General features: G+C 67.4%; 13 protein-coding genes and 1 pseudogene. 5 read left to right on the plus strand and 9 right to left on the minus strand.

Annotation, left to right across the window (positions count from 1 at the left end; genetic code table 11):
- Positions 1-72: 72 nt before the first annotated feature.
- The 6 genes from QM470_RS20895 to ubiM all read right to left on the minus strand — a co-directional run bounded on the left by QM470_RS20895 (position 73) and on the right by ubiM (position 10,557).
- Positions 73-1,374 (minus strand): TolC family protein, encoded by a 1,302-nt coding sequence (locus QM470_RS20895; RefSeq protein ID WP_283340603.1) that lies wholly within the window; start codon positions 1,372-1,374, stop codon positions 73-75.
- On the minus strand, positions 1,361-4,465 hold the full coding sequence (locus tag QM470_RS20900; RefSeq protein ID WP_283340604.1) for an efflux RND transporter permease subunit: 3,105 nt from the start codon (positions 4,463-4,465) through the stop codon (positions 1,361-1,363). Before QM470_RS20900 ends, QM470_RS20895 begins: the two co-directional genes overlap by 14 nt.
- A gap of 18 nt (positions 4,466-4,483) precedes the next feature.
- On the minus strand, positions 4,484-5,605 hold the full coding sequence (locus QM470_RS20905) for an efflux RND transporter periplasmic adaptor subunit (RefSeq protein WP_280013033.1): 1,122 nt from the start codon (positions 5,603-5,605) through the stop codon (positions 4,484-4,486).
- Positions 5,606-5,833: 228 nt separating this feature from the next.
- Positions 5,834-7,348, minus strand: coding sequence for a succinyl-CoA:acetate CoA-transferase ScpC (gene scpC / locus QM470_RS20910; protein WP_280024270.1), 1,515 nt, complete (start codon positions 7,346-7,348; stop codon positions 5,834-5,836).
- Between the two features lie 324 nt (positions 7,349-7,672).
- Positions 7,673-8,965 carry a solute carrier family 23 protein gene (locus QM470_RS20915; protein WP_280013937.1) on the minus strand — a complete coding sequence of 431 codons (1,293 nt, stop codon included), beginning with the start codon at positions 8,963-8,965 and terminating at the stop codon, positions 7,673-7,675.
- A gap of 311 nt (positions 8,966-9,276) precedes the next feature.
- Positions 9,277-10,557 carry a 5-demethoxyubiquinol-8 5-hydroxylase UbiM gene (gene ubiM / locus QM470_RS20920; RefSeq protein WP_218333305.1) on the minus strand — a complete coding sequence of 427 codons (1,281 nt, stop codon included), beginning with the start codon at positions 10,555-10,557 and terminating at the stop codon, positions 9,277-9,279.
- A 200-nt stretch (positions 10,558-10,757) separates the two neighbouring features.
- Between ubiM and QM470_RS20925 the strand changes: the two genes are divergently transcribed.
- From QM470_RS20925 to minE, 4 genes are all read left to right on the plus strand, one after another.
- A complete protein-coding gene (locus QM470_RS20925; RefSeq protein ID WP_283340648.1) occupies positions 10,758-12,848 on the plus strand; it encodes an acetoacetate--CoA ligase in 2,091 nt (696 codons plus the stop codon).
- A 162-nt stretch (positions 12,849-13,010) separates the two neighbouring features.
- A complete protein-coding gene (gene minC, locus QM470_RS20930; protein WP_066538578.1) occupies positions 13,011-13,751 on the plus strand; it encodes a septum site-determining protein MinC in 741 nt (246 codons plus the stop codon).
- 74 nt (positions 13,752-13,825) lie between these two features.
- On the plus strand, positions 13,826-14,638 hold the full coding sequence (gene minD, locus QM470_RS20935; protein WP_066538586.1) for a septum site-determining protein MinD: 813 nt from the start codon (positions 13,826-13,828) through the stop codon (positions 14,636-14,638).
- Between the two features lie 6 nt (positions 14,639-14,644).
- Positions 14,645-14,908, plus strand: coding sequence for a cell division topological specificity factor MinE (gene minE, locus QM470_RS20940; RefSeq protein WP_066538587.1), 264 nt, complete (start codon positions 14,645-14,647; stop codon positions 14,906-14,908).
- A 108-nt stretch (positions 14,909-15,016) separates the two neighbouring features.
- On the opposite strand, the gene QM470_RS20945 is transcribed toward minE, so the two are convergent.
- The 3 genes from QM470_RS20945 to QM470_RS20955 form a co-directional block, all read right to left on the minus strand.
- Entirely contained in the window at positions 15,017-15,532 is a 516-nt protein-coding gene (locus QM470_RS20945) for a flavin reductase family protein (protein WP_370510822.1), read from the minus strand.
- A gap of 125 nt (positions 15,533-15,657) precedes the next feature.
- Positions 15,658-16,215 (minus strand): flavodoxin family protein, encoded by a 558-nt coding sequence (locus QM470_RS20950; RefSeq protein WP_280013930.1) that lies wholly within the window; start codon positions 16,213-16,215, stop codon positions 15,658-15,660.
- Between the two features lie 157 nt (positions 16,216-16,372).
- Positions 16,373-17,713, minus strand: a complete 1,341-nt coding sequence (locus tag QM470_RS20955) for a D-amino acid dehydrogenase (protein ID WP_283340605.1) — start codon at positions 17,711-17,713, stop codon at positions 16,373-16,375.
- A 96-nt stretch (positions 17,714-17,809) separates the two neighbouring features.
- Here QM470_RS20955 and QM470_RS20960 point away from each other — a divergent pair.
- Positions 17,810-18,280, plus strand: a pseudogene (locus tag QM470_RS20960) (LysR family transcriptional regulator); the annotation flags it as partial.
- Positions 18,281-18,475 lie beyond the last annotated feature (195 nt).

The following is an 18,475-nucleotide window of genomic DNA, read 5'->3' on the forward strand; positions in this document are numbered from 1 at the left end:
CGGCAGACCGCCTACTATAGACAGGGGTGGTTCACCCCTGTCTATAGGGGCATGTTGGCGCCGGTGGCCGTTTCACTGCGGCGGCAGGGGCTGGCGGCCTTGGGCCGTCTGCAGTTCCCACTCGGCCTGCCAGACGCGCAGCGTCAGATCCAGGTACTGCTGCTGGTGCTCCGCCACCGATTCCATGGCGTCCAGCCATTCCAGGATGCTGCTTTGTCCCAGGCGGTAGGCATCCAGGGCCATGCGCCGCAGCGGGTCCAGCTGGGTCAGGCCGCGGCTCTCAAACGATTGCAGCGTCTTGCGCAGCAGATTGCGTTGCGCCAGGGCCTGTTGCAGACGCTGTCGCGCCAGTTGCTGTGCGGACTGCTCTTCCAGCAGGGCCTGCTCGTACTCCAGCCGGGCACGGTCCACCGCACCTTGCTTGCGATCGAACAGCGGCAGCTCCATCGAGATGCCGACCTGGTTGTAGCTGCTGCCGTCGGGGCGGTTGCGCACCCGCGCCACGCCGATACTGGGCGTGGGCAGGGCTTCGCGGGCCTGCTGACTGATCAGCTGTTCGGCCTGCAGCACCTTGGCATGGACCGCCTGCAGTTGGGGAAGCTGGGGCGCAGCCTGTTCCCACAGACGGTCGAACGACGCATCGGCCGCAGCCGGGACCGGCTTGGCCGGCAGCAGGCTGCCGATGGCGCGGGGTTGCCAATGGGGCTGAACCAGCAGTTCCGCCAGGGCCGCCTGGGCGGCCTGTGTCTCGGCCTGTTGCTGTTCCAGCTGGGCCTCGAGCTGGGCGCGCTGCAGTTCGACGCGGGCTCCGTCGTACTTGCTGCGGGCCCCCAGTTCCACCTGACCCTGGACCACCTTGACCGCCTGGTTCAGGTGTTCCATGGCCTGCTGCTTGGCGCTCAGCTTTTCCTGGGCTACCAGCAGCTCCGCAAAGCGCTGGGCCGCCTGGTTGAGGATGTCCTGCGCTTCGACGGAGCGCTCGGCCTGGGCCGTGGCCGCGGCCAGTTGGGCGGCCTCGGTGCGCATGGACACCTGGCCGAAGACCGGCACCGGCTGCTCGATGCCCCATTCCTTTTCATCGGGCTTGCGGGCGTAGTGGATGCTGGGGTTGGCCCAGGTCCCGGCGGTGCGTACATCGGCACGGTCCATGCCCTGGCGCAGCGGCATGGCGCGCAGCACCGGATGGCGGCTGCGCACCAGGGACAGGAACTCCACCAGACCCAGGGACTGGGGCAGCGGTTCGGCAGAGGCGATGGTGGCGTTTGTGGGCGCTCCCGCAGCGCGGGAGGCCGTGCCGGGCACCGTTTCTGCGGCCAGGCAGGCACCTGCTGCCACCAGGGCAGCGGCCACGGCAATGGTTTTAATGGTCTTCATCCAACTCATCCGGTTTCTTCAGGGTCTTGGGGCCCAGCCATACGTACAGCACGGGCAGCAGCACCAGTGCAACCATCGGCAGCACCAACATGCCGCCCACGATCACCGAGGCAAAGGGGCGCTGGGTTTCGCTGCCCACGCCGGTGGACAAGGCCATGGGCAACAGACCCAGCAAGGCCAGCATGGCGACCAGCAGCACCGAGCGCAGGCGCTCGACCGTGCCTTCCACGACCGCCTCCAGCAGCGGAGTGCCCTGGCGGCGCAGCGATTCCACCGAGGAAATCACCAGCAGACCCGCCAGCGCGACCTGGCCCAGCAGGGCGATGAAGCCGATGGCCGCGCTGATGGACAGCTCGATGCCGGTGAAATGCAGTGCGGCAATGCCGCCCACCATGGTGAAGGGGGTGCACAGCAGGATCACAAAGGAGCTGCGCGCCTGTCCCAGCGCGCCGAACAGCAGGGCGAACACGATCAGCAGCGACAGCGGCACCACCACCTGCAGGCGTTTGGCAGCACGCTGCTGGTTTTCCCACTCGCCGCCCCAGACGGCCTGGTAGCCATCGGGCACCTGCACCTTGTCCTTGAAGGTGGCCAGCGTTTCCTTGACGACCGAGCCGATGTCGCGGCCTTCGACGTTGAACTTCAGCGCCATGTAGCGCAGGTTGTTCTCGCGGAAGATGGATGCATTGCCGATCTTCACCGACACCGTGCCCACCGCATGCAGCGGCACGGAGCCTCCGGAGGCCGTGGGGATGGCGATGTCGCGGATGCTGGATTCATCCATGCGGTTCGCATAGGGCAGGCGCACGCGCACCGGGATGCCGCGCTCGCCTTCCCACAGCGTGGTGGCAATGTCGCCGGCCAGGGCCAGCTCCAGCGTCTTCTGCGCGGTGTCCATGGGGATGCCTTGGCGTGCCAGGGCTTCGCGGTTGAACTCCACATGCAGCTGCGGTGCGGGGGCATCGCGGTACAGGTCCAGGTCGACCACGCCCTCGATGTGGCGCACCTCTTCCATGGTCTTTTGCAGGATGGCGCGCAGCTGCGGAATCTCGGGGCCGAAGACCTTCAGCACGACCTGTCCGCGGGCGCCGGAGGTGGATTCCTCCACGCTGTCACGGATGGGCTGCGAGAAGTTGAACGCCACCCCGGGGATGGTGCCCAGCTGTGCGCGCATTTCCTCGATCAGTGCGGACTTGTCCAGCCCGGCACGCCATTCCTTCAGCGGCTTGAGGCGGACCAGCACCTTGGCCATGTTCAGGGTCTCGTTGTCGGTGCCCGACTCCGGCCGGCCCTGTTCCGTGCTGACCGAAATCACCTCGGGGAACTGGCGGATGATCTGGCGCACATCGGCCAGCACTTCCTGGCCTTTTTCCAGCGAAATGGAAGCGGGCATCTGCACCAGCACATAGGCATCGCCTTCGTCCAGGGCCGGCAGGAATTCGGTGCCCAGCTTGGTGGCGGACAGACCTGCAATCGCCAGGATGGCCAGGGCCACCGCCGCGACCGTGGTACGACGACGCGGGTTGTGCAGCGTCGCGGCAATCCAGCGGTGGAAGCCATGGTCCATGCGCTCGAACACCGCCGGCTCGGGCGCCATCACATGCTTGGGCTTGAGGAACAGCGCGCACAGGGCGGGCACCAGTCCCATGGCGAACAGCAGGGCGCCCAGCAGCGCGAAGCTGTAGGTCATGGCCAGCGGACGGAAGATGCGGCCTTCGATGCTCTCCAGCGAGAACACCGGAATCAGCGCGGCAATCACGATGGCCATGGCAAACAGCGTGGGCTTGGCCACGGCGATGGCGGAGTCGATGATGATGGCGCGCATCTCGCGCTGGGTGCTGGGCTTGCGCAGGCGGGCGTTGCGGATGATGTTCTCCGCCAGCACCACGGCACCGTCCACCATGATGCCGAAGTCGATGGCGCCCATGGAGATCAGGTTGGCCGGCATGCCCAGCCAGTGCAGGCCGATGAAGGCCACCAGCAGCGACAGCGGAATCACTGCCGCCACGATCAGCGAGCCGCGGATGCTGCGCAGCACCAGCCACAGGATGGCAATGATCAGGCAGGCGCCGAACAACAGGTTGTGCTGCACCGTGGCCAGGGTGTGGCCCACGAGGTCGGAGCGGTCGTAGGTGACCTCCATGTGCATGCCTTCGGGCAGCAGGCCGCCATTGAGCTGCTCCACCTTTTCATGGATGCCTTCCAGCACCACCGAGGGGTTTTCACCGCGCTTGAGCAGCACGATGCCTTGCACCACATCGTCCTCGTCGTCCATGCCCACCGAGCCCTGGCGGGGGGTGTGCGACTGGATGACCTGGGCCACATCGCCGATGGTGACGGGCGCTCCGCCGCGCAGCTGCACCACCACGTCCTTGATCTCCTGCGGAGACTTCAGCAGGCCGATGCCGCGGATGATGAACGACTGTTCGCCCCGGCGCAGCAGGCCGCCGCCCACGTTGCGGTTGGACTTCTCCAGGGCCTCGGTCACATCGCCCAGCGACAGACCCAGGCGGTACAGCTTGTCGGGGTTCACCTCGACGTGGTATTCCTTGACGAAGCCGCCCACGCTCACCACGTCGGCCACACCCTGCACCTGCTTGAGCACGCGCACGATGTTCCATTCCTGCTCCGAGCGCAGCTGGTCCAGCGTATGGCGGTCGCTGCGCAGGCGGTAGTAGTAGATCTTGCCCAGCGGGGTGTAGTCGGGCGCCATCTCGGGCGTGACGCCCGGGGGCAGGTCGGCCTGGGGCAGGCGCTGCGCCACTTCGGCGCGGGCCTTGAAGCTGTTGGCGTCATCGTTGAACACCAGGTTCACCATGGACAGGCCGAAGTAGCTTTCCGAGCGCAGGGAGATCAGCCCGGGGGTGCCGTTGAGCTCACGCTCCAGCGGCTGGGTGATCTGGCGCTCCACCTCTTCCGGAGCCAGGCCGGGGGCCTGCGCAATGATGCCCACCTGCACATTGGTCACATCGGGGTAGGCCTCGATGGCGGTCTGCAGGTAGGCGTAGATGCCGTAGATGGCAATCGCGAGGGTGGCGCACAGGGCCACCAGCCGTCGGTGGACGACGAAGTCAATAAACGCACGCAGCATGCTGTAGTCCTGAATCCTTTACAGCATCTGGCTGGCAGCGCCATCCAGCAGCAGGGCGCCACGCACCACGATGCGCTCGCCGGGCTTGAGGCCGGAGATCACGGGCACCCAGCCGCGCACGGGCTGGCCCAGCTGGATGTCCCGCGCCGCGAACGCGTGTTCACCGGTCTGCACAAACACCACGGTGCGGTTCTCGCCCTTGATCAGCACCGCGGCCAGCGGGACCATCATCTGGTCGCCGCGTTCCATGGCAATGCCGACGCGGGCCTGCATGCCGGCACGCAGGCCGGCCGGCACGCTCTTGTCCGCAAAGGCCAGCTGGACCGGTGCGCGACGGGATTCGGCGTTCACCACGGCGCCGACCTGCAGCACCTTGGCGGGCACGGCGGCGGCCTGGGTCTGTAGCTCGACCTGGGCGGCACTGCCGGCCTTCAGACCGGCCAGTTCGGCCTCGAACACGTCCGCCACGATGCCCAGCGACTGGGGATTGCCGATGGCGAACAGCACGGCGCCGGCTTCGGCCAATGCGCCCATGGTCGCCTGGTGCTGTGCCACGACGCCGGCATGCGGCGCGCGCAACACGATGCGGTCACCACCATCCTGGCCCAGCAGGGCGGCGGTACCTCTGGCACGTTCCAGCTCCTGGGCGGCTTCCTTGCTGCGGGCCTGGGCGGAGCGCAGTTCCATGTCAGTGCCCACGCCGCGCTCCACCAGGTTCTGCTGGCGCTGGAGCTCGGTCTTGGCGGTCTCGGAGGCCAGCTGTGCGGCCCGGACTTCGTGGCGCATCCGCAGCGCATCGGCGCTCACCAGGGTCGCCAGCGGGGCGCCGGCCTTGACGGTCTGGCCGGGCTGCACATGGATGGCGGTGACCCGTGCCTGCACCGGGGCCACGACGCTGTCGAGCTGGCCGGGCAGGTATTCCAGGTGGGCGGGGGCCCAGAACAGCTGGCCTGCCTGCGGCGCCTGCACCGTGGCGACCTGGACGGCGCGCAAGGCGGCCGGGGCCACCTGCACGGCGGGCGGGGTTTCGCTCCAGGCCGGGAAGGCACACAGCGCGCCGGCCAGCAAGGCCGCTGTGCGGTGGCGCTGCAGCCGGGCTGTCAGCGTGGAAAGGGGAAGGGACGGAATCAGATCGCGCATGCACAGTCTTTCGCAAAACGGTGCAGGTCGAGGGGCGTCCCGCACCCAGGTAGGCACAGGTCGTGGATGCTAGGAGCGGGCCGGCGCGTGCGGCATGAACTTCACATGACGGTTTGGTAATGTGCGGGGCCGTGCGGGGCGGGCACAAAAAAGCCCGGCATGCCGGGCGGGGGGCGCCTGCCGCCTGCAGTGCGGCTGCAGGCGGTGGCGCAGGGGGAGCCGAGGGGCTCAGGCGCGCATGTCGCCGGTGTCGACAAAGCGCTGGTGCCAGCTCAGCGCCTCGGTCAGCAGGTGGGGCGTGTGCTGTGCACCTTGCTGGCGGGCGCGGTCGAAGTAGTCGTGCAGCATGGGGCGGTAGTCGGGGTGGGCGCACTGGTCGATGATGACCTTGGCGCGCTGCTTGGGCGACAGGCCGCGCAGGTCGGCCAGACCCTGTTCGGTGACGATGATCTGGGTGTCGTGCTCGGTGTGGTCGACGTGCGAGCACATGGGCACGATGCAGCTGATCTTGCCGTCCTTGGCGATCGAGGGCGTGACAAAGAACGACAGATAGCCGTTGCGCGCAAAGTCACCGGAGCCGCCGATGCCATTCATCATGCCCGTGCCCATCACGTGGGTGGAGTTGATGTTGCCGTAGATGTCGGCCTCGATCATCGAGTTCATGGCAATGATGCCCAGGCGGCGCACCAGTTCGGGGTGGTTCGAGATCTCCTGCGGGCGCAGGATGATGCGCTCGCGGTAGAAGTCGATGTTGTCCTCGAAGTCCTTGCAGGCGGCGGCGCCCAGCGAGATGGAGGTGGCCGAGGCCTTGCTCATCTTGCCGGCGCGCAGCAGGTCCAGCATGCCGTCCTGCAGCACTTCGGTGAAGCCCAGCAGGTTCTCGAACGGGCCGTGCAGCAGGCCGGCCAGCACCGCGTTCGCCACATTGCCCACGCCGGACTGGATGGGCAGCATTTCCTTGGGAAGGCGGCCCATCTTCATCTCGTGCGAGAGGAAGTCGATGATGTAGCTGGCGATCTTGTTGGAGTTTTCGTCCGGCACGGCAAACACGTTGTCGCGGTCGCCCTTGTGGGTCTCCACCACGGCAATCACCTTGCTCGGATCCACCCGCAGATAGGGCTGGCCGATGCGGTCGTCCGCATGCGTCATGTTGATCGGCACGCGGCGCGGTGGAATGGCCGTGCCGTAGTAGATGTCGTGCATGCCTTCCATCTTGGCGGGCGGCTTGGTGTTGACCTCCAGGATCACCTTGTCGGCGATCTCCAGCCAGGTCTTGTTGTTGCCCACGGCGGTGGAGGGGATCAGCAGGCCGTCGGGGGTGACGCCCAGCACTTCCACCACGGCGACGTGCATGGGGCCCAGAAAGCCGAACCATGCGTGCTGCGCCACATGGGACAGGTGCATGTCGATGAAGTCGATGTCACCGGCATTGATGGCCTTGCGGGCCGTCGGATCGGTGTTGAAGGGCAGGCGTTGGCCCAGGGCTTCGGCTTCCGCCATCACGCCGTCGCATTCCGCGGCGGTGGAGGCACCGGTCCACACATTGATCTTGTAAGGCTTGCCGGCGGCATGTTCGGCCTTGGCACGGGCGGCAATCGCCTGCGGCAGGGCCTTGGGGTAGCCTGCACCGGTGAAGCCGCTCATGCCGACGTTCACGCCGTGGGGGATCAGGGCCGCTGCGGCCTCTGCCGACATGAAGCGCGTTTGGAATTCTGGGTAGCGGACGCGGTCTGCCAGGGTCATCGGGGTTTCTCCAACTTTGCAAAAACAAGCCGCCTTCATGGGCGGCTCTTATAGATCTCCGTGAGAAATGGTATCAGCGTTATCCCTTGTTTAAGGGTTTACGCTGAATAACCTGCCGACCAAGGTAGGTCCTTGACTGCAAAAGGATATTTGGGGAGTGATTGCTTGCATCGTAGTGAGATTTGATGCTGCACTGCAATAAATCGGTGCCACGTCGGTCGGCCCGGGTGCAGTCCGCCAAGGGCATGAAAAAAGCCCCGCAGGCGGGGCCTGCGGGGCTTGGGGACGCTTGAGGGGCAGTGCAGTGCAGACTGCGCCGCGCGGTCAGCTGCTGCGTTTGGTGTTCAGCAGCGCGTACAGGATGATGGCGCCGAAGGTGGCGGTACCGATGCCGCCCAGGGCGAATTCGCCGAACTTCAGCGTGAATTCACCGGTGCCCAGGATCAGGGTGATGGCGGCCACGATCAGGTTCTTGGTGTCCGAGAAGTCCACCTTGTTGTCCACCCAGATCTTGGCGCCGGCCACGGCAATCAGGCCGAACACGACGATGGACACGCCGCCCATCACCGGCAGTGGAATGGCCTGGATCAGCGCGCCGAACTTGGGGCTGAAGCCCAGCAGCACGGCCAGCAGGGCCGCGACGAAGAACACCGCCGTGGAGTAGATGCGGGTGGCCGCCATCACGCCGATGTTTTCCGCGTAGGTGGTCACGCCCGTGCCGCCGGCGGCGCCGGAGACCATGGTGGCCACGCCGTCGCCGATGAAGGCCCGGCCCATGTACTGGTCCAGGTTCTTGCCGGTCATGGCCGTGACGGCCTTGATGTGGCCCAGGTTCTCGGCCACCAGGATGATGACCACGGGCACGATCAGCAGCATGGCATTGGCATTGAACACCGGGGCATGGAAGGTGGGCAGGCCGAACCAGGCGGCGTTGACCACGCCGCTCAGGTCGATGGGCTTGCCCCAGCCCAGCACATTGGTGAACACGCCGTACAGGATGCTGGCCACGATCAGGCCGATCAGGATCAGCAGGCGCTGCAGCATGCCCTTGGTGAACACGGCCACCAGGGCCACGGACACAAAGGTCAGGGCCTGCATCCAGGCCTCGAAGTTGTTGGCGGCCATGTTCTTGACGGGGATGGCCGCCAGGTTCAGGCCGATGATGGCCACCACCGCGCCGGTCACCACCGGGGGCATGAAGCGCTCGATCCAGCGGGTGCCGATGGCCTGCACCAGCAGGCCCACCAGGGTGTAGACCGCGCCGCAGGCAATGATGCCGCCCAGGGCGACGCCGATGTTGGCGTTGGCACCTTTGCCGGCGTAGGCCGTGGCGGCGATCACCACGCCGATGAACGCAAAGGACGAACCCAGGTAGCTGGGCACTTTGCCGCCGGTGATCAGGAAGAAGATCAGGGTGCCGATACCGCTCATCAGCACGGCGAGGTTGGGGTCAAAGCCCATCAGGATGGGGGCCAGCACGGTGGAGCCGAACATGGCGATCACGTGCTGGATGCCCATCAGGCCGGTCTGGGCCCAGGGCAGGCGCTCATCAGGCCCGATAACGCCGCCGCCCTGCAGGACGGCGGGGGACTTTTCAGTCCAGGAAAACATTCCCATGGTGGTGTACTCCGTAAAAAACTGGCGCGATGTTAGAGGCAATCGCCGTGCCACGGATGACGGATTGCTGGCGCATGACCGGGCCTCATGGGCATGGCCGGCCGCTGCACAGGGCAGCGCCATCCGTGCTGGACCGCACTGCTGCAATAGTGATAGCTGCACAGGCTCCAGCAAAAAGGCTTCACAGATCCGGAAATCGGTGAAGCCTTGGGGGGAGGGCTGGACGCAGCCCCGCCATTTTCAGGGGGCGCTGTCGCATGCCGGCCACGGTGGCGCCGCGGCCGCCGGGTGCGGTATTGCTGGTGGCGACTCTAGTGGCGGCCTGCCCAGGGCGGCTGCGGCAGGGTGGCGCGGATCAGCTGCCAGGGGCTGCGGCCGGTGAGCTGGGCCGCGATGGCGGCCTTGAGCGGCGGCAGATGGCGGGCGCCGGTCAGCACCACCTGGCGCAGCACGCGTGGCAGGGGACGGGCGTCGGTATAGAGCTTCACGATGCTGTTGGTGCCCGCAAAGATCGGGAAGGCATGGCGGTGCTGGCCCTGGGCATAGGCGTCCAGCACGGCGGCATCACCCCAGTCCTGGCCAGCCTGGCGTGCAGCCGCCACGGCGGCGGTCAGGCGTTCCACGCCAGCCAGCCCCAGGTTGAAGCCATGGGCCGTCACCGGGTGCATGCCCACGGCGGCATCGCCCAGCAGCGCCCAGCGTGCGCCGCTGAAGCGGTGGGCATAGGTGGCCACCAGCGGGTAGCTGTGGCGTTCGCCCACCAGCTCCATCGGGCCCAGGCGGTCCTGGAAGTCGTGCTGCACATGGGCGGCGAAGTCTTCGGGCGAGAGCTGCAGCAGGCGCTGGGCATCGGCCGAATCGGTGGTGATCACGGCGGAGCACAGCAGCTCGCCGGTGTCGGGATCGGGCTGCAGCGGCAGGATGGCCAGCGTGCGCTCGTAGCCAAAGCATTCGTGGGCGATGTCCTCGTGCGGCAGCGTATGGCGCATGCGGCAGACGATGACGCTGCGGCCGAAGTCCGTCATCTGCGCGCCCACGCCCAGCAGGCGGCGCATGCCGGAGAAGCGGCTGTCGGCGGCCACCACCAGCGGGGCGGTCAGGGCCGGGGCCTCGCAGCGCACGCCCTGGTCGGTGCGGGTGTAGCGCACTTCGGCATGGTCGGGGTGCACGGACACGGCGGTCACCTGCGCCTCGGTGATGATTTCCACGCCCGGTGTGGTGCTGGCCACTTCCCAGGCCGTGCGGCGCAGGGCGTGGTTGGGCACGATGCGGCCCAGCTGGTCCACCCCGCTGCCATCGGCGCTGATGGCCAGCATCGGGCGCTGGCCGACCGGGCCGTCGTGGATCTGGGCCTCGCGGATCTGGCCTTGCTCATGCGGCTGCAGCAGCTCCCAGCTGCCCAGGCGCTGCAGGGTCTGCACGCTGGGGTGGGTCAGGGCAATTTCGCGCCCGTCGGGCTTGGGCTGCTGCAGGGCCAGGGCCGGCTGCTGCTCCAGCACCGTCACCTGGAGCCCGGCCTGGGCCAGAGAGATGGCAAGCGAGAGCCCGGCGGGCCCCGCGCCCACGATGAGGGCATCGGTATGCATGGACATTGGCGTAAACAACTGAGAAATCAACACAGGCAGGCCGTCGCACAGGCGAAGGCGCTGGGTGCAGGGATTGTGCGCGCAGACAGCGGGCACAGGCTTGCACTGCCTCAAGTATGACAAGAACATGCAATGCTGCCGGACCGACTTTGTCAATTGGTGCACCTAGCATGGCGACAATCTGGGGCCGCGCCTACGCTGGCGGGATGCCGCTCTCTACCTCCCCCTCTGCGTCCCATCCCCCCCATATTCCCCAGATCCGCCTCTACCAGGAGTGGCTGGCGCAGCAGCACGGTCTGCGCTTTGACAGCTACGACGCGCTGTGGCGCTGGTCCACCACCGAGCTCGATGCCTTCTGGCAGAGCATCTGGGATTACTTCCACGTCGAGTCGCCCACGCCCCACACGGCCGTGCTGGCGCGCAATGTCATGCCCGGTGCACAGTGGTTCCCCGGCGCCCAGGTGAACTACGCGCGCCAGGTGCTGCGCCATGTGCAGCCCGCGCACGCCGCCGGCATGCCGGCCGTGATCGCCGACAACGAACAGGGCCAGGTCCGCGAACTGGGCTGGCCCGATCTGCAGCGCCAGGTGGCCGCGCTGGCCCTGCACCTGCGCGCCCAGGGCGTGGGCAAGGGCGACCGGGTGGCGGCCTACCTGCCCAATGTCCCCGAGGCCATCGTCGCCCTGCTGGCCGTGGCCAGCCTGGGCGCCGTCTGGAGCGTGTGCGCGCCCGACATGGGCACCGCCGCCGTGCTGGACCGTTTCAAGCAGATCGAGCCCAAGGCGCTGATTGCCGTGGACGGCGTGTACTACGCCGGCAAGCCGCTGGACCGCAGCGCCGTGCTGCAGGAGCTGCGCGCCCAGCTGCCCACGCTGGCGCATGTGGTGGTGCTGCGCAGCCCGCATGCGGCCCAGGCGGTGGCCGACAGCGCCGATCTGGCCCAGGTGCTGGCCCGCGACGATGCCGCCACGGCCGCCTTCGCGCCCGAATGGCTGCCGTTCGACCACCCGCTGTGGATCGTCTATTCCAGCGGCACCACCGGCCTGCCCAAGCCCATCGTCCACGGCCATGGCGGCATGGTGCTGGTGGCGCTGTGCCTCAAAGCCCTGCACAACGACGTGGGCCCCAGCTATGACGCCAACAGCTGGGGCGAGCGCTTCCACTGGTACAGCTCCACCGGCTGGGTGATGTGGAACTCCCAGGCGGGCGGCCTGCTGGGCGGGACCACCTGCGTGATCTATGACGGCAGCCCCAGCGGCAGCAAGGCCCAGCCCGACTGGGGCGTGCTGTGGCGCTTTGCCGCGCGCCACGGGGTGAGCAATTTCGGGGCCGGCGCGGCGTTCTACACCGGCTGCATGAAGGCAGGGCTGGATCTGGCGGACTGCGGTGATCTGTCGCGCGTGCGCAGCCTGGGCAGCACCGGCTCCCCCCTGTCCCCCGATGTGCAGCAATGGGGCACGGACCAGTTTGCGCGGCTGGGCACGCCCGGCATCTGGTGGAACAACATCTCGGGCGGCACCGATTTCTGCGGTGCCTTCATCGGCGGCAACCGGGAGCTGCCGCTGCTGGCCGGCGAGATGCAGTGCCGCCAGCTGGGCGCGGCCGTGGAAGCCTGGGATGAGCAGGGCCGTCCGGTGGTCGACGCCGTGGGCGAACTGGTCTGCACCCAGCCCATGCCTTCGATGCCGCTGTACTTCTGGGGCGACCGGGACGGCAGCCGCTACCTGTCCAGCTACTTCGACAGCTATGCCCCCGGCCACGGCCGCCAGCCTGGCGGCGGCGACCTGCCGGCTGCGGCCGGAGGGGTCTGGCGCCACGGCGACTGGCTGCGCATCGGTGCGCAGGGCGGCTGCACCATCTACGGCCGCAGCGATGCCACCATCAACCGCCACGGCCTGCGCATGGGCACCAGCGAGCTCTACAGCGCCATCGAAGCCCTGCCCGAGGTGCTGGACAGCATGGTGGTGGACCTGGAGTACCTGGGCAAGGAAAGCTGGATGCCGATGTTCGTGGTGCTGCGCGAGGGGCTGACGCTGGACGCCGCGCTGCGCGAGCGGCTGAATGCTGCCATCCGCACCGCACTGTCGCCCCGCTTTGTGCCGGACGAGATCGTGCAGGTGGCCGAGATCCCCCGCACGCTGACCGGCAAGAAGCAGGAGCTGCCGATCAAGAAGCTGCTGCTGGGCCAGCCGCTGGCCAAGGTGGTCAACCCCGACACCATGGCCAATGCCGGCTGCCTGCCCTGGTACGAAGCCTTTGCCGCCCAGTACCTGGCGCGCCAGGCGCAGGCCGCCTGAACGCAGGGGCGCCGCCTGTGCGACGCCCCTGCCTGGCCGCCCGCACAGGGTTACACGGTGTTGCGCGCCCGCGGCAGGCGCGTGGCCGACATTCCGCACAGCGGGGTACACTTTCCAGCTTCGAGATGGCGTTTCCTTTCACCTACGCACCTATCGCATTCCATGGCCGTTGAATCGCAGGGCACAGCCCGCACCAGTTTTGACCTGAAAAGTGCCCAGTTGCCGGTGGTGGCCGTGGTGCTCAAGGACACAGACATCCATGTGCTGGCCCACGATCTGGCAGAACGCCTGGCCGCCGACCCCGACTTCTTTGACAACGATCCGGTGCTGATCGACCTCTCGCACATCCGCGAGGCGGTAGACCCTGTGGACTTTGCCGAGCTGCGCCGGGTGCTCTCCAGCCACCACACCCAGCCCGTGGCGGTGCGCGGCGGCTCGGCCGACCAGATGGCCGCCGCCCATGCCGCTGGCCTGATGGCCGCACCGGATGCACTGCCGGCGCGCTCCGCCCCGGTGGAAATCCGGGAAGTGATCCGTGAGGTGGAGGTGGTGCGCGAAATTCCGGCACCCCTGTCCGACGCCCTGATCATCGACCGCCCGCTGCGTTCCGGCCAGCAGGTCTACGCCCGCAACACCGATGTGGTGGTGCTGGGCATGGTCAGCTATGGTGCGGAAGTGATTGCCGACGGGAACGTCCATGTCTATGCCCCGCTGCGCGGCCGTGCCGTGGCTGGCGCCCGGGGCAACACCGAAGCCCGCATCTTCAGCACCTGCATGGAGCCGCAGCTGCTCTCCATTGCCGGCATCTACCGTGCGATCGATTCCCCCCTGCCAGCCGATGTGGCGGGCAAACCCGCCAAGGTACGCCTGGAGGGGGAAAAAATCATCATCGAATCCCTGTAAGCTTCGGAGCTGAACAGCCCCGACTGAACCGTACACAAGAACCACGCAATCAGTCTCTAAGGAAAACTGCAAACATGGCCAAAATCGTCGTTGTGACTTCCGGCAAAGGTGGTGTGGGCAAGACCACCACCAGTGCCAGCTTTGCTTCCGGCCTCGCTTTGCGTGGCCACAAGACTGCAGTGATCGACTTCGACGTCGGCCTGCGCAATCTGGACCTGATCATGGGCTGCGAACGCCGCGTGGTCTATGACCTGATCAATGTGATCCAGGGCGAAGCCAATCTGCACCAGGCCCTGATCAAGGACAAGCAGTGCGAGAACCTGTTCGTGCTGGCGGCCTCGCAGACGCGCGACAAGGAAGCGCTGACGCAGGATGGCGTCAAGAAGGTGCTGGACGATCTGGCGGCCATGGACTTTGAATACATCGTCTGCGACTCGCCCGCCGGCATCGAAAGCGGCGCGCTGATGGCCATGCACTACGCCGACGAGGCGCTGGTGGTGACCAACCCCGAAGTCTCGTCCGTGCGTGACTCGGACCGCATTCTGGGCATGCTCAGCTCCAAGACCGACCGTGCCACCAAGGGCGAGTCGGTCAAGGAACACCTGCTGATCACCCGCTACAACCCCAACCGCGTGGAAGACGGCCAGATGCTGTCGCTGGAGGACATCCAGGACATTCTGCGCATCGAGCTGATCGGCGTGATTCCCGAGTCGGAAACCGTGCTGCAGGCCTCCAACCAGGGCGTGCCCGCCGTGCACATGCAGGGCACCGATGTGTCCGAGGCCTACAAGGACGTGGTGGACCGCTTCCTGGGCGAAGAAAAGCCCATGCGCTTCATCGACGCGCAAAAGCCCGGTTTCTTCAAGCGTATCTTTGGTGGGAGGTAAGTCGGCATGTCCCTGATCTCCATGCTTTTGGGCGAGAAGAAGAAAACCGCTTCGGTCGCCAAGGAACGCCTGCAAATCATTTTGGCGCGCGAGCGCGTGGGCAACTCCAATGCCCAGCCCGACTACCTGCCTGCGCTGCAGCGCGAGCTGATGGCGGTGATCTCCAAGTACGTGTCGATCAACCCCAGCGACATCAAGGTGCAGCTGGAACGCCAGGACAACCTGGAAGTGCTGGAAGTGAAAATCGAGCTGCCCGACGCCCAGCGCTGAGCCGCTGGCGGTCTGCAAGAGCCATAAAAAAAGCCTGTCCCCACATGGGGATAGGCTTTTTGTTCTTCCGGGCTGCTCCGGGCAGCGCGTGCCGGGTGGCGGGGCCGCTCAGTCGGTGTAGGGGGCCGGCGGCAGGCCGTGCTTGGCGTACATATGGCCGCCGTGGTAGATCAGGGGCTGCACGCCCTGCAGGTGCTGGCAGCGCTCCACCAGGCCGACGAAGATGGTGTGGTCGCCCTCGTCATAGCGGCTGCGGTTGCTGCATTCGAACACGGCGGCTGCACCTTCGATCAGGGGCACACCCTGCTCGTTGGCTTCCCAGGTCACCCCGGCAAACTTGTCCACGCCGCGGGTGGCAAAGCGCTGGGCCAGCTCCTGCTGGCCGGCGGCCAGCACGTGGATGGCGTAGTGCCCGCCTTGCTGGAACACCGGCAGCGAGGCGGCGCGGTGGGCCATGCTCCACAGCACCAGCGGCGGCTCCAGCGACACCGAGTTGAACGAGCTGACCGTCAGCCCGATGGGGCGCCCCAGGGCATCGGCCGTGGTGACAATGGTCACACCCGTGGCGAACTGGCCCAGGGCGTGACGGAAATCACGGGTGGTAAAAGCGGCAGGAGCGAGCAAGGGCAGGGCGGATGGTGGTCAAAAAGGATTGATGCCGGTCAAGCGGGCAGCAGCGCCCGCCATTATGGCGTGCAGTGCTGCGGACCGGTTTTCCGGTCCGTGCAAGGCCCCGCCCCCGATGCGGATCAAGCGCGCTGCAGAAAGCCGGCAGCCGCCTGCACGGCCTCGGTGTCGGCCTGCACCGCATCGGGCGCACCGCCCTTGCCCCACAAGGCCCCGCCCCAGGGCATGGCCATGAATTCGGCGCACAGCTGGGCCGCGTCGATGGAGGGCTGGGCCTTGCGGCGTTCGCCCCCGGTGCTGACCAGGTACAGCGGCTTGCCGGCCATGCGGGCCTTGAAGTCCAGTCCCGGCACGCGCAGCCAGCCGCTCCAGTGGTCCAGATAGGCTTTCACGGCCGTGGGCAGGCTGAACCAGTACACAGGGCAGACCAGCACCAGGTGGCTGGCATCCAGCGTGGCCTGCAGCAGGTCGGCCATGCGGCCTTCGGGCGCAGGGTAGCTGCCGGCGCTGTGGCGCACATCGACAAACGCGGGGATAGGTTCCTGGGCCAGGTGCACCCAGGTCTGCTGCACGTCGTCCGGCAGGTGGCGGGCGGCTTCGCGGGCCAGCCATTCGGTGTTGCCGATGACATGGGGCTCGCGGGCCGAGGCGGTCAGAAAAAGATAGTGGTCGTTGCGCATGCGCCGATGGTAGCGGCGCCGGGGGGGCCGGCGTGTCGCGCGGACACTGCGGTGCGCGCAGCGACAGCCGAATGCCAGATGGCCGTTCCCCACCGCCGCAGCGACAGCGGGTGCTGCGGCGGCGGAAAGCCGCCAGGCCCGCCCGGGTCTGCCCCGGTCAGGCCTCGATCGGGCGCTGGTGCCAGGCGACAGGGTCGCGGCCCTGGCCCAGAAAGCCGAAGTCCATGGCCGGGCGCTCGCCGGCAATCAGCGCTGCCAGGGCCTTGCCCGAGCCGGCGCCATGCGTCCAGCCCAGGGTGCCGTGGCCGGCATTGACCCACAGCTTGCCCACGCCGGTATGGCCGATGAACGGGATGTTGGTGGGCGTGGCCGGGCGCAGGCCGCACCAGTAGTTGGGCTGGCCGCCTTCGGCTTCGGAGCGGGTGTCGCACACGCCGGGCAGGATTTCTTCGATGCGCTCGCTCAGCATGCGGCAGCGGGCCTGGGCCACGGGGCTGTCCAGCGACAGGTCGAAGCCGCCCAGCTCGATGGTGCCGGCCACGCGCAGCTGGTCGCCGAAACGGCTCATGGCGATCTTGCGCGCGTCGTCAATGCACGACACAAACGGTGCGGCATCGGGCTGGAGGATGCGGAAGGTGGCGCTGTAGCCCTTGCCGGGGTAGATGGGCAGGTCCACGCCCACGGTGCGCAGCAGCGGCGCGCTGTAGCTGCCGCAGGCCACGACAAAGCTGTCGGCCGTCAGCGTCTGTTCGCGGCCTGGGCCATCGTCCAGGCGCTGGCGCACGGTGATGGACTGCACCTCGCCGCCGGCCTGGTTCAGGCGCAGCACATCGTGGCCGTAGAGAAACTGCACGCCGCGCTGTGCGCACAACTGGGCCAGCTGCTGGGTGAAGGCACGGGCGTCGCCGCTTTCATCGGTGGGCGTGAAGGTGCCGCCAAAGATCTGGTCCTTGTAGGGCGTGAAAGCCGGCTCGATGCGCAGCAGCTCGTCGCGGCTGACCAGCTGGCGCTGCACGCCGTGCTGGCGCATGATTTCCACGGCCTCGCCGGCCTCCTCGAAGGCCTGGGCGCTGGAGTAGAAGTGCGCAATGCCGCGCTCCAGCCGGTGGTAGCTGATGCCGGTCTCCGCCACCATCTGCTGCAGGGCGGTGTGGCTGTAGGCGCCCAGGGCCACGATCTGCTGCACATTGCGCGCGAAGGCGCGGTCGTTGCACTGGCCCAGGAATTGCAGCGCCCAACGCCACTGCTGCCAGTCCAGCTGGGGACGGAACAGCAACGGCGCCTGCGCGTCGAACATCCACTTCAGCGCCTTCAGCGGGGCTTCGCGGTTGGCCCAGGGTTCGCAGTAGCTGACCGAGATCTGGCCGGCGTTGGCGAAGCTGGTCTCCTGCGCTGCCTCGGCCTGGCGGTCGATGACGATCACGTCGTGGCCGCGGGCACGCAGGTGCCATGCGGTGCTGATGCCGATGATGCCGGCGCCGAGGATGATGGTTTTCATGGAGCGCAGTGTGGTGTGCCACCCGCAGGACGCCAAGCCGGATTACATTCCTTGTGAATCCATAAGCGCAGCTAATACAACGCAGGAGAAGACGCGATGCAGCATTGGGACCCGGTGGCCTTGGAGTGCCTGGCCGCCATTGTGGAAACCGGTGGGTTCGAGAAGGCCGCGCAGCGCCTGCATGTCACGCAGTCGGCCGTCTCGCAGCGCCTGCGGGCGCTGGAGGAGCAGGCCGGATCGGTGCTGGTGGTGCGCAGCCGGCCCCTGCGGCCCACCCGCGCCGGGCAGTTGCTGCTCAAGCATGCCCAGCAGCTGCGCCTGCTGCGGGCCGATCTGGCGCGCGACATGCAGACCCTGGCGCCCCACACGGCCGGCTCTGGCGCCGGGGTGGGCCTGGCCGTCGCGGTCAATGCCGACAGCATTGCCACCTGGGCCCTGGAGGCGCTGACGCCGCTGGTGCGGGCCGGGATTGCGCTGGAAGTGATCACGGACGACCAGGATTTCACCCAGGAATGGCTGCGTTCCGGCGAGGTGCTGGGCTGCGTGACCACCTTGCGCCGCAGCCTGGTGTCGCTGCGCCAGGGCCTGCGCGCCTGGCAACACAGCCGCCGCATGGCCGCAGAAGATGAACGCACCTGGAACATGGCCCTGCAGGACGCCCGTCTGATGGCCGACCTGGCCCGCGCCATGGACCGCCAGGAACGCTGATACGCGGATTCCCGTCCCGCGCCGGCTGCGGCACCCGCCGCAGCCCCTCTGTCG

Origin of the sequence: Comamonas sp. 17RB (assembly GCF_030056555.1) — a bacterium.
GTDB lineage: Bacteria > Pseudomonadota > Gammaproteobacteria > Burkholderiales > Burkholderiaceae_C > Comamonas > Comamonas terrigena.

What these genes read in the sequence shown, in the direction of transcription:
- QM470_RS20895 (WP_283340603.1), bottom strand. Translation starts at nt 1,374, where the DNA reads ATGAAGACCATTAAAACCATTGCCGTGGCCGCTGCCCTGGTGGCAGCA.
- QM470_RS20900 (WP_283340604.1), bottom strand. Translation starts at nt 4,465, where the DNA reads ATGCTGCGTGCGTTTATTGACTTCGTCGTCCACCGACGGCTGGTGGCC.
- QM470_RS20905 (WP_280013033.1), bottom strand. Translation starts at nt 5,605, where the DNA reads ATGCGCGATCTGATTCCGTCCCTTCCCCTTTCCACGCTGACAGCCCGG.
- scpC (WP_280024270.1), bottom strand. Translation starts at nt 7,348, where the DNA reads ATGACCCTGGCAGACCGCGTCCGCTACCCAGAATTCCAAACGCGCTTC.
- QM470_RS20915 (WP_280013937.1), bottom strand. Translation starts at nt 8,965, where the DNA reads ATGGGAATGTTTTCCTGGACTGAAAAGTCCCCCGCCGTCCTGCAGGGC.
- ubiM (WP_218333305.1), bottom strand. Translation starts at nt 10,557, where the DNA reads ATGTCCATGCATACCGATGCCCTCATCGTGGGCGCGGGGCCCGCCGGG.
- QM470_RS20925 (WP_283340648.1), top strand. Translation starts at nt 10,758, where the DNA reads ATGCCGCTCTCTACCTCCCCCTCTGCGTCCCATCCCCCCCATATTCCC.
- minC (WP_066538578.1), top strand. Translation starts at nt 13,011, where the DNA reads ATGGCCGTTGAATCGCAGGGCACAGCCCGCACCAGTTTTGACCTGAAA.
- minD (WP_066538586.1), top strand. Translation starts at nt 13,826, where the DNA reads ATGGCCAAAATCGTCGTTGTGACTTCCGGCAAAGGTGGTGTGGGCAAG.
- minE (WP_066538587.1), top strand. Translation starts at nt 14,645, where the DNA reads ATGTCCCTGATCTCCATGCTTTTGGGCGAGAAGAAGAAAACCGCTTCG.
- QM470_RS20950 (WP_280013930.1), bottom strand. Translation starts at nt 16,215, where the DNA reads ATGCGCAACGACCACTATCTTTTTCTGACCGCCTCGGCCCGCGAGCCC.
- QM470_RS20955 (WP_283340605.1), bottom strand. Translation starts at nt 17,713, where the DNA reads ATGAAAACCATCATCCTCGGCGCCGGCATCATCGGCATCAGCACCGCA.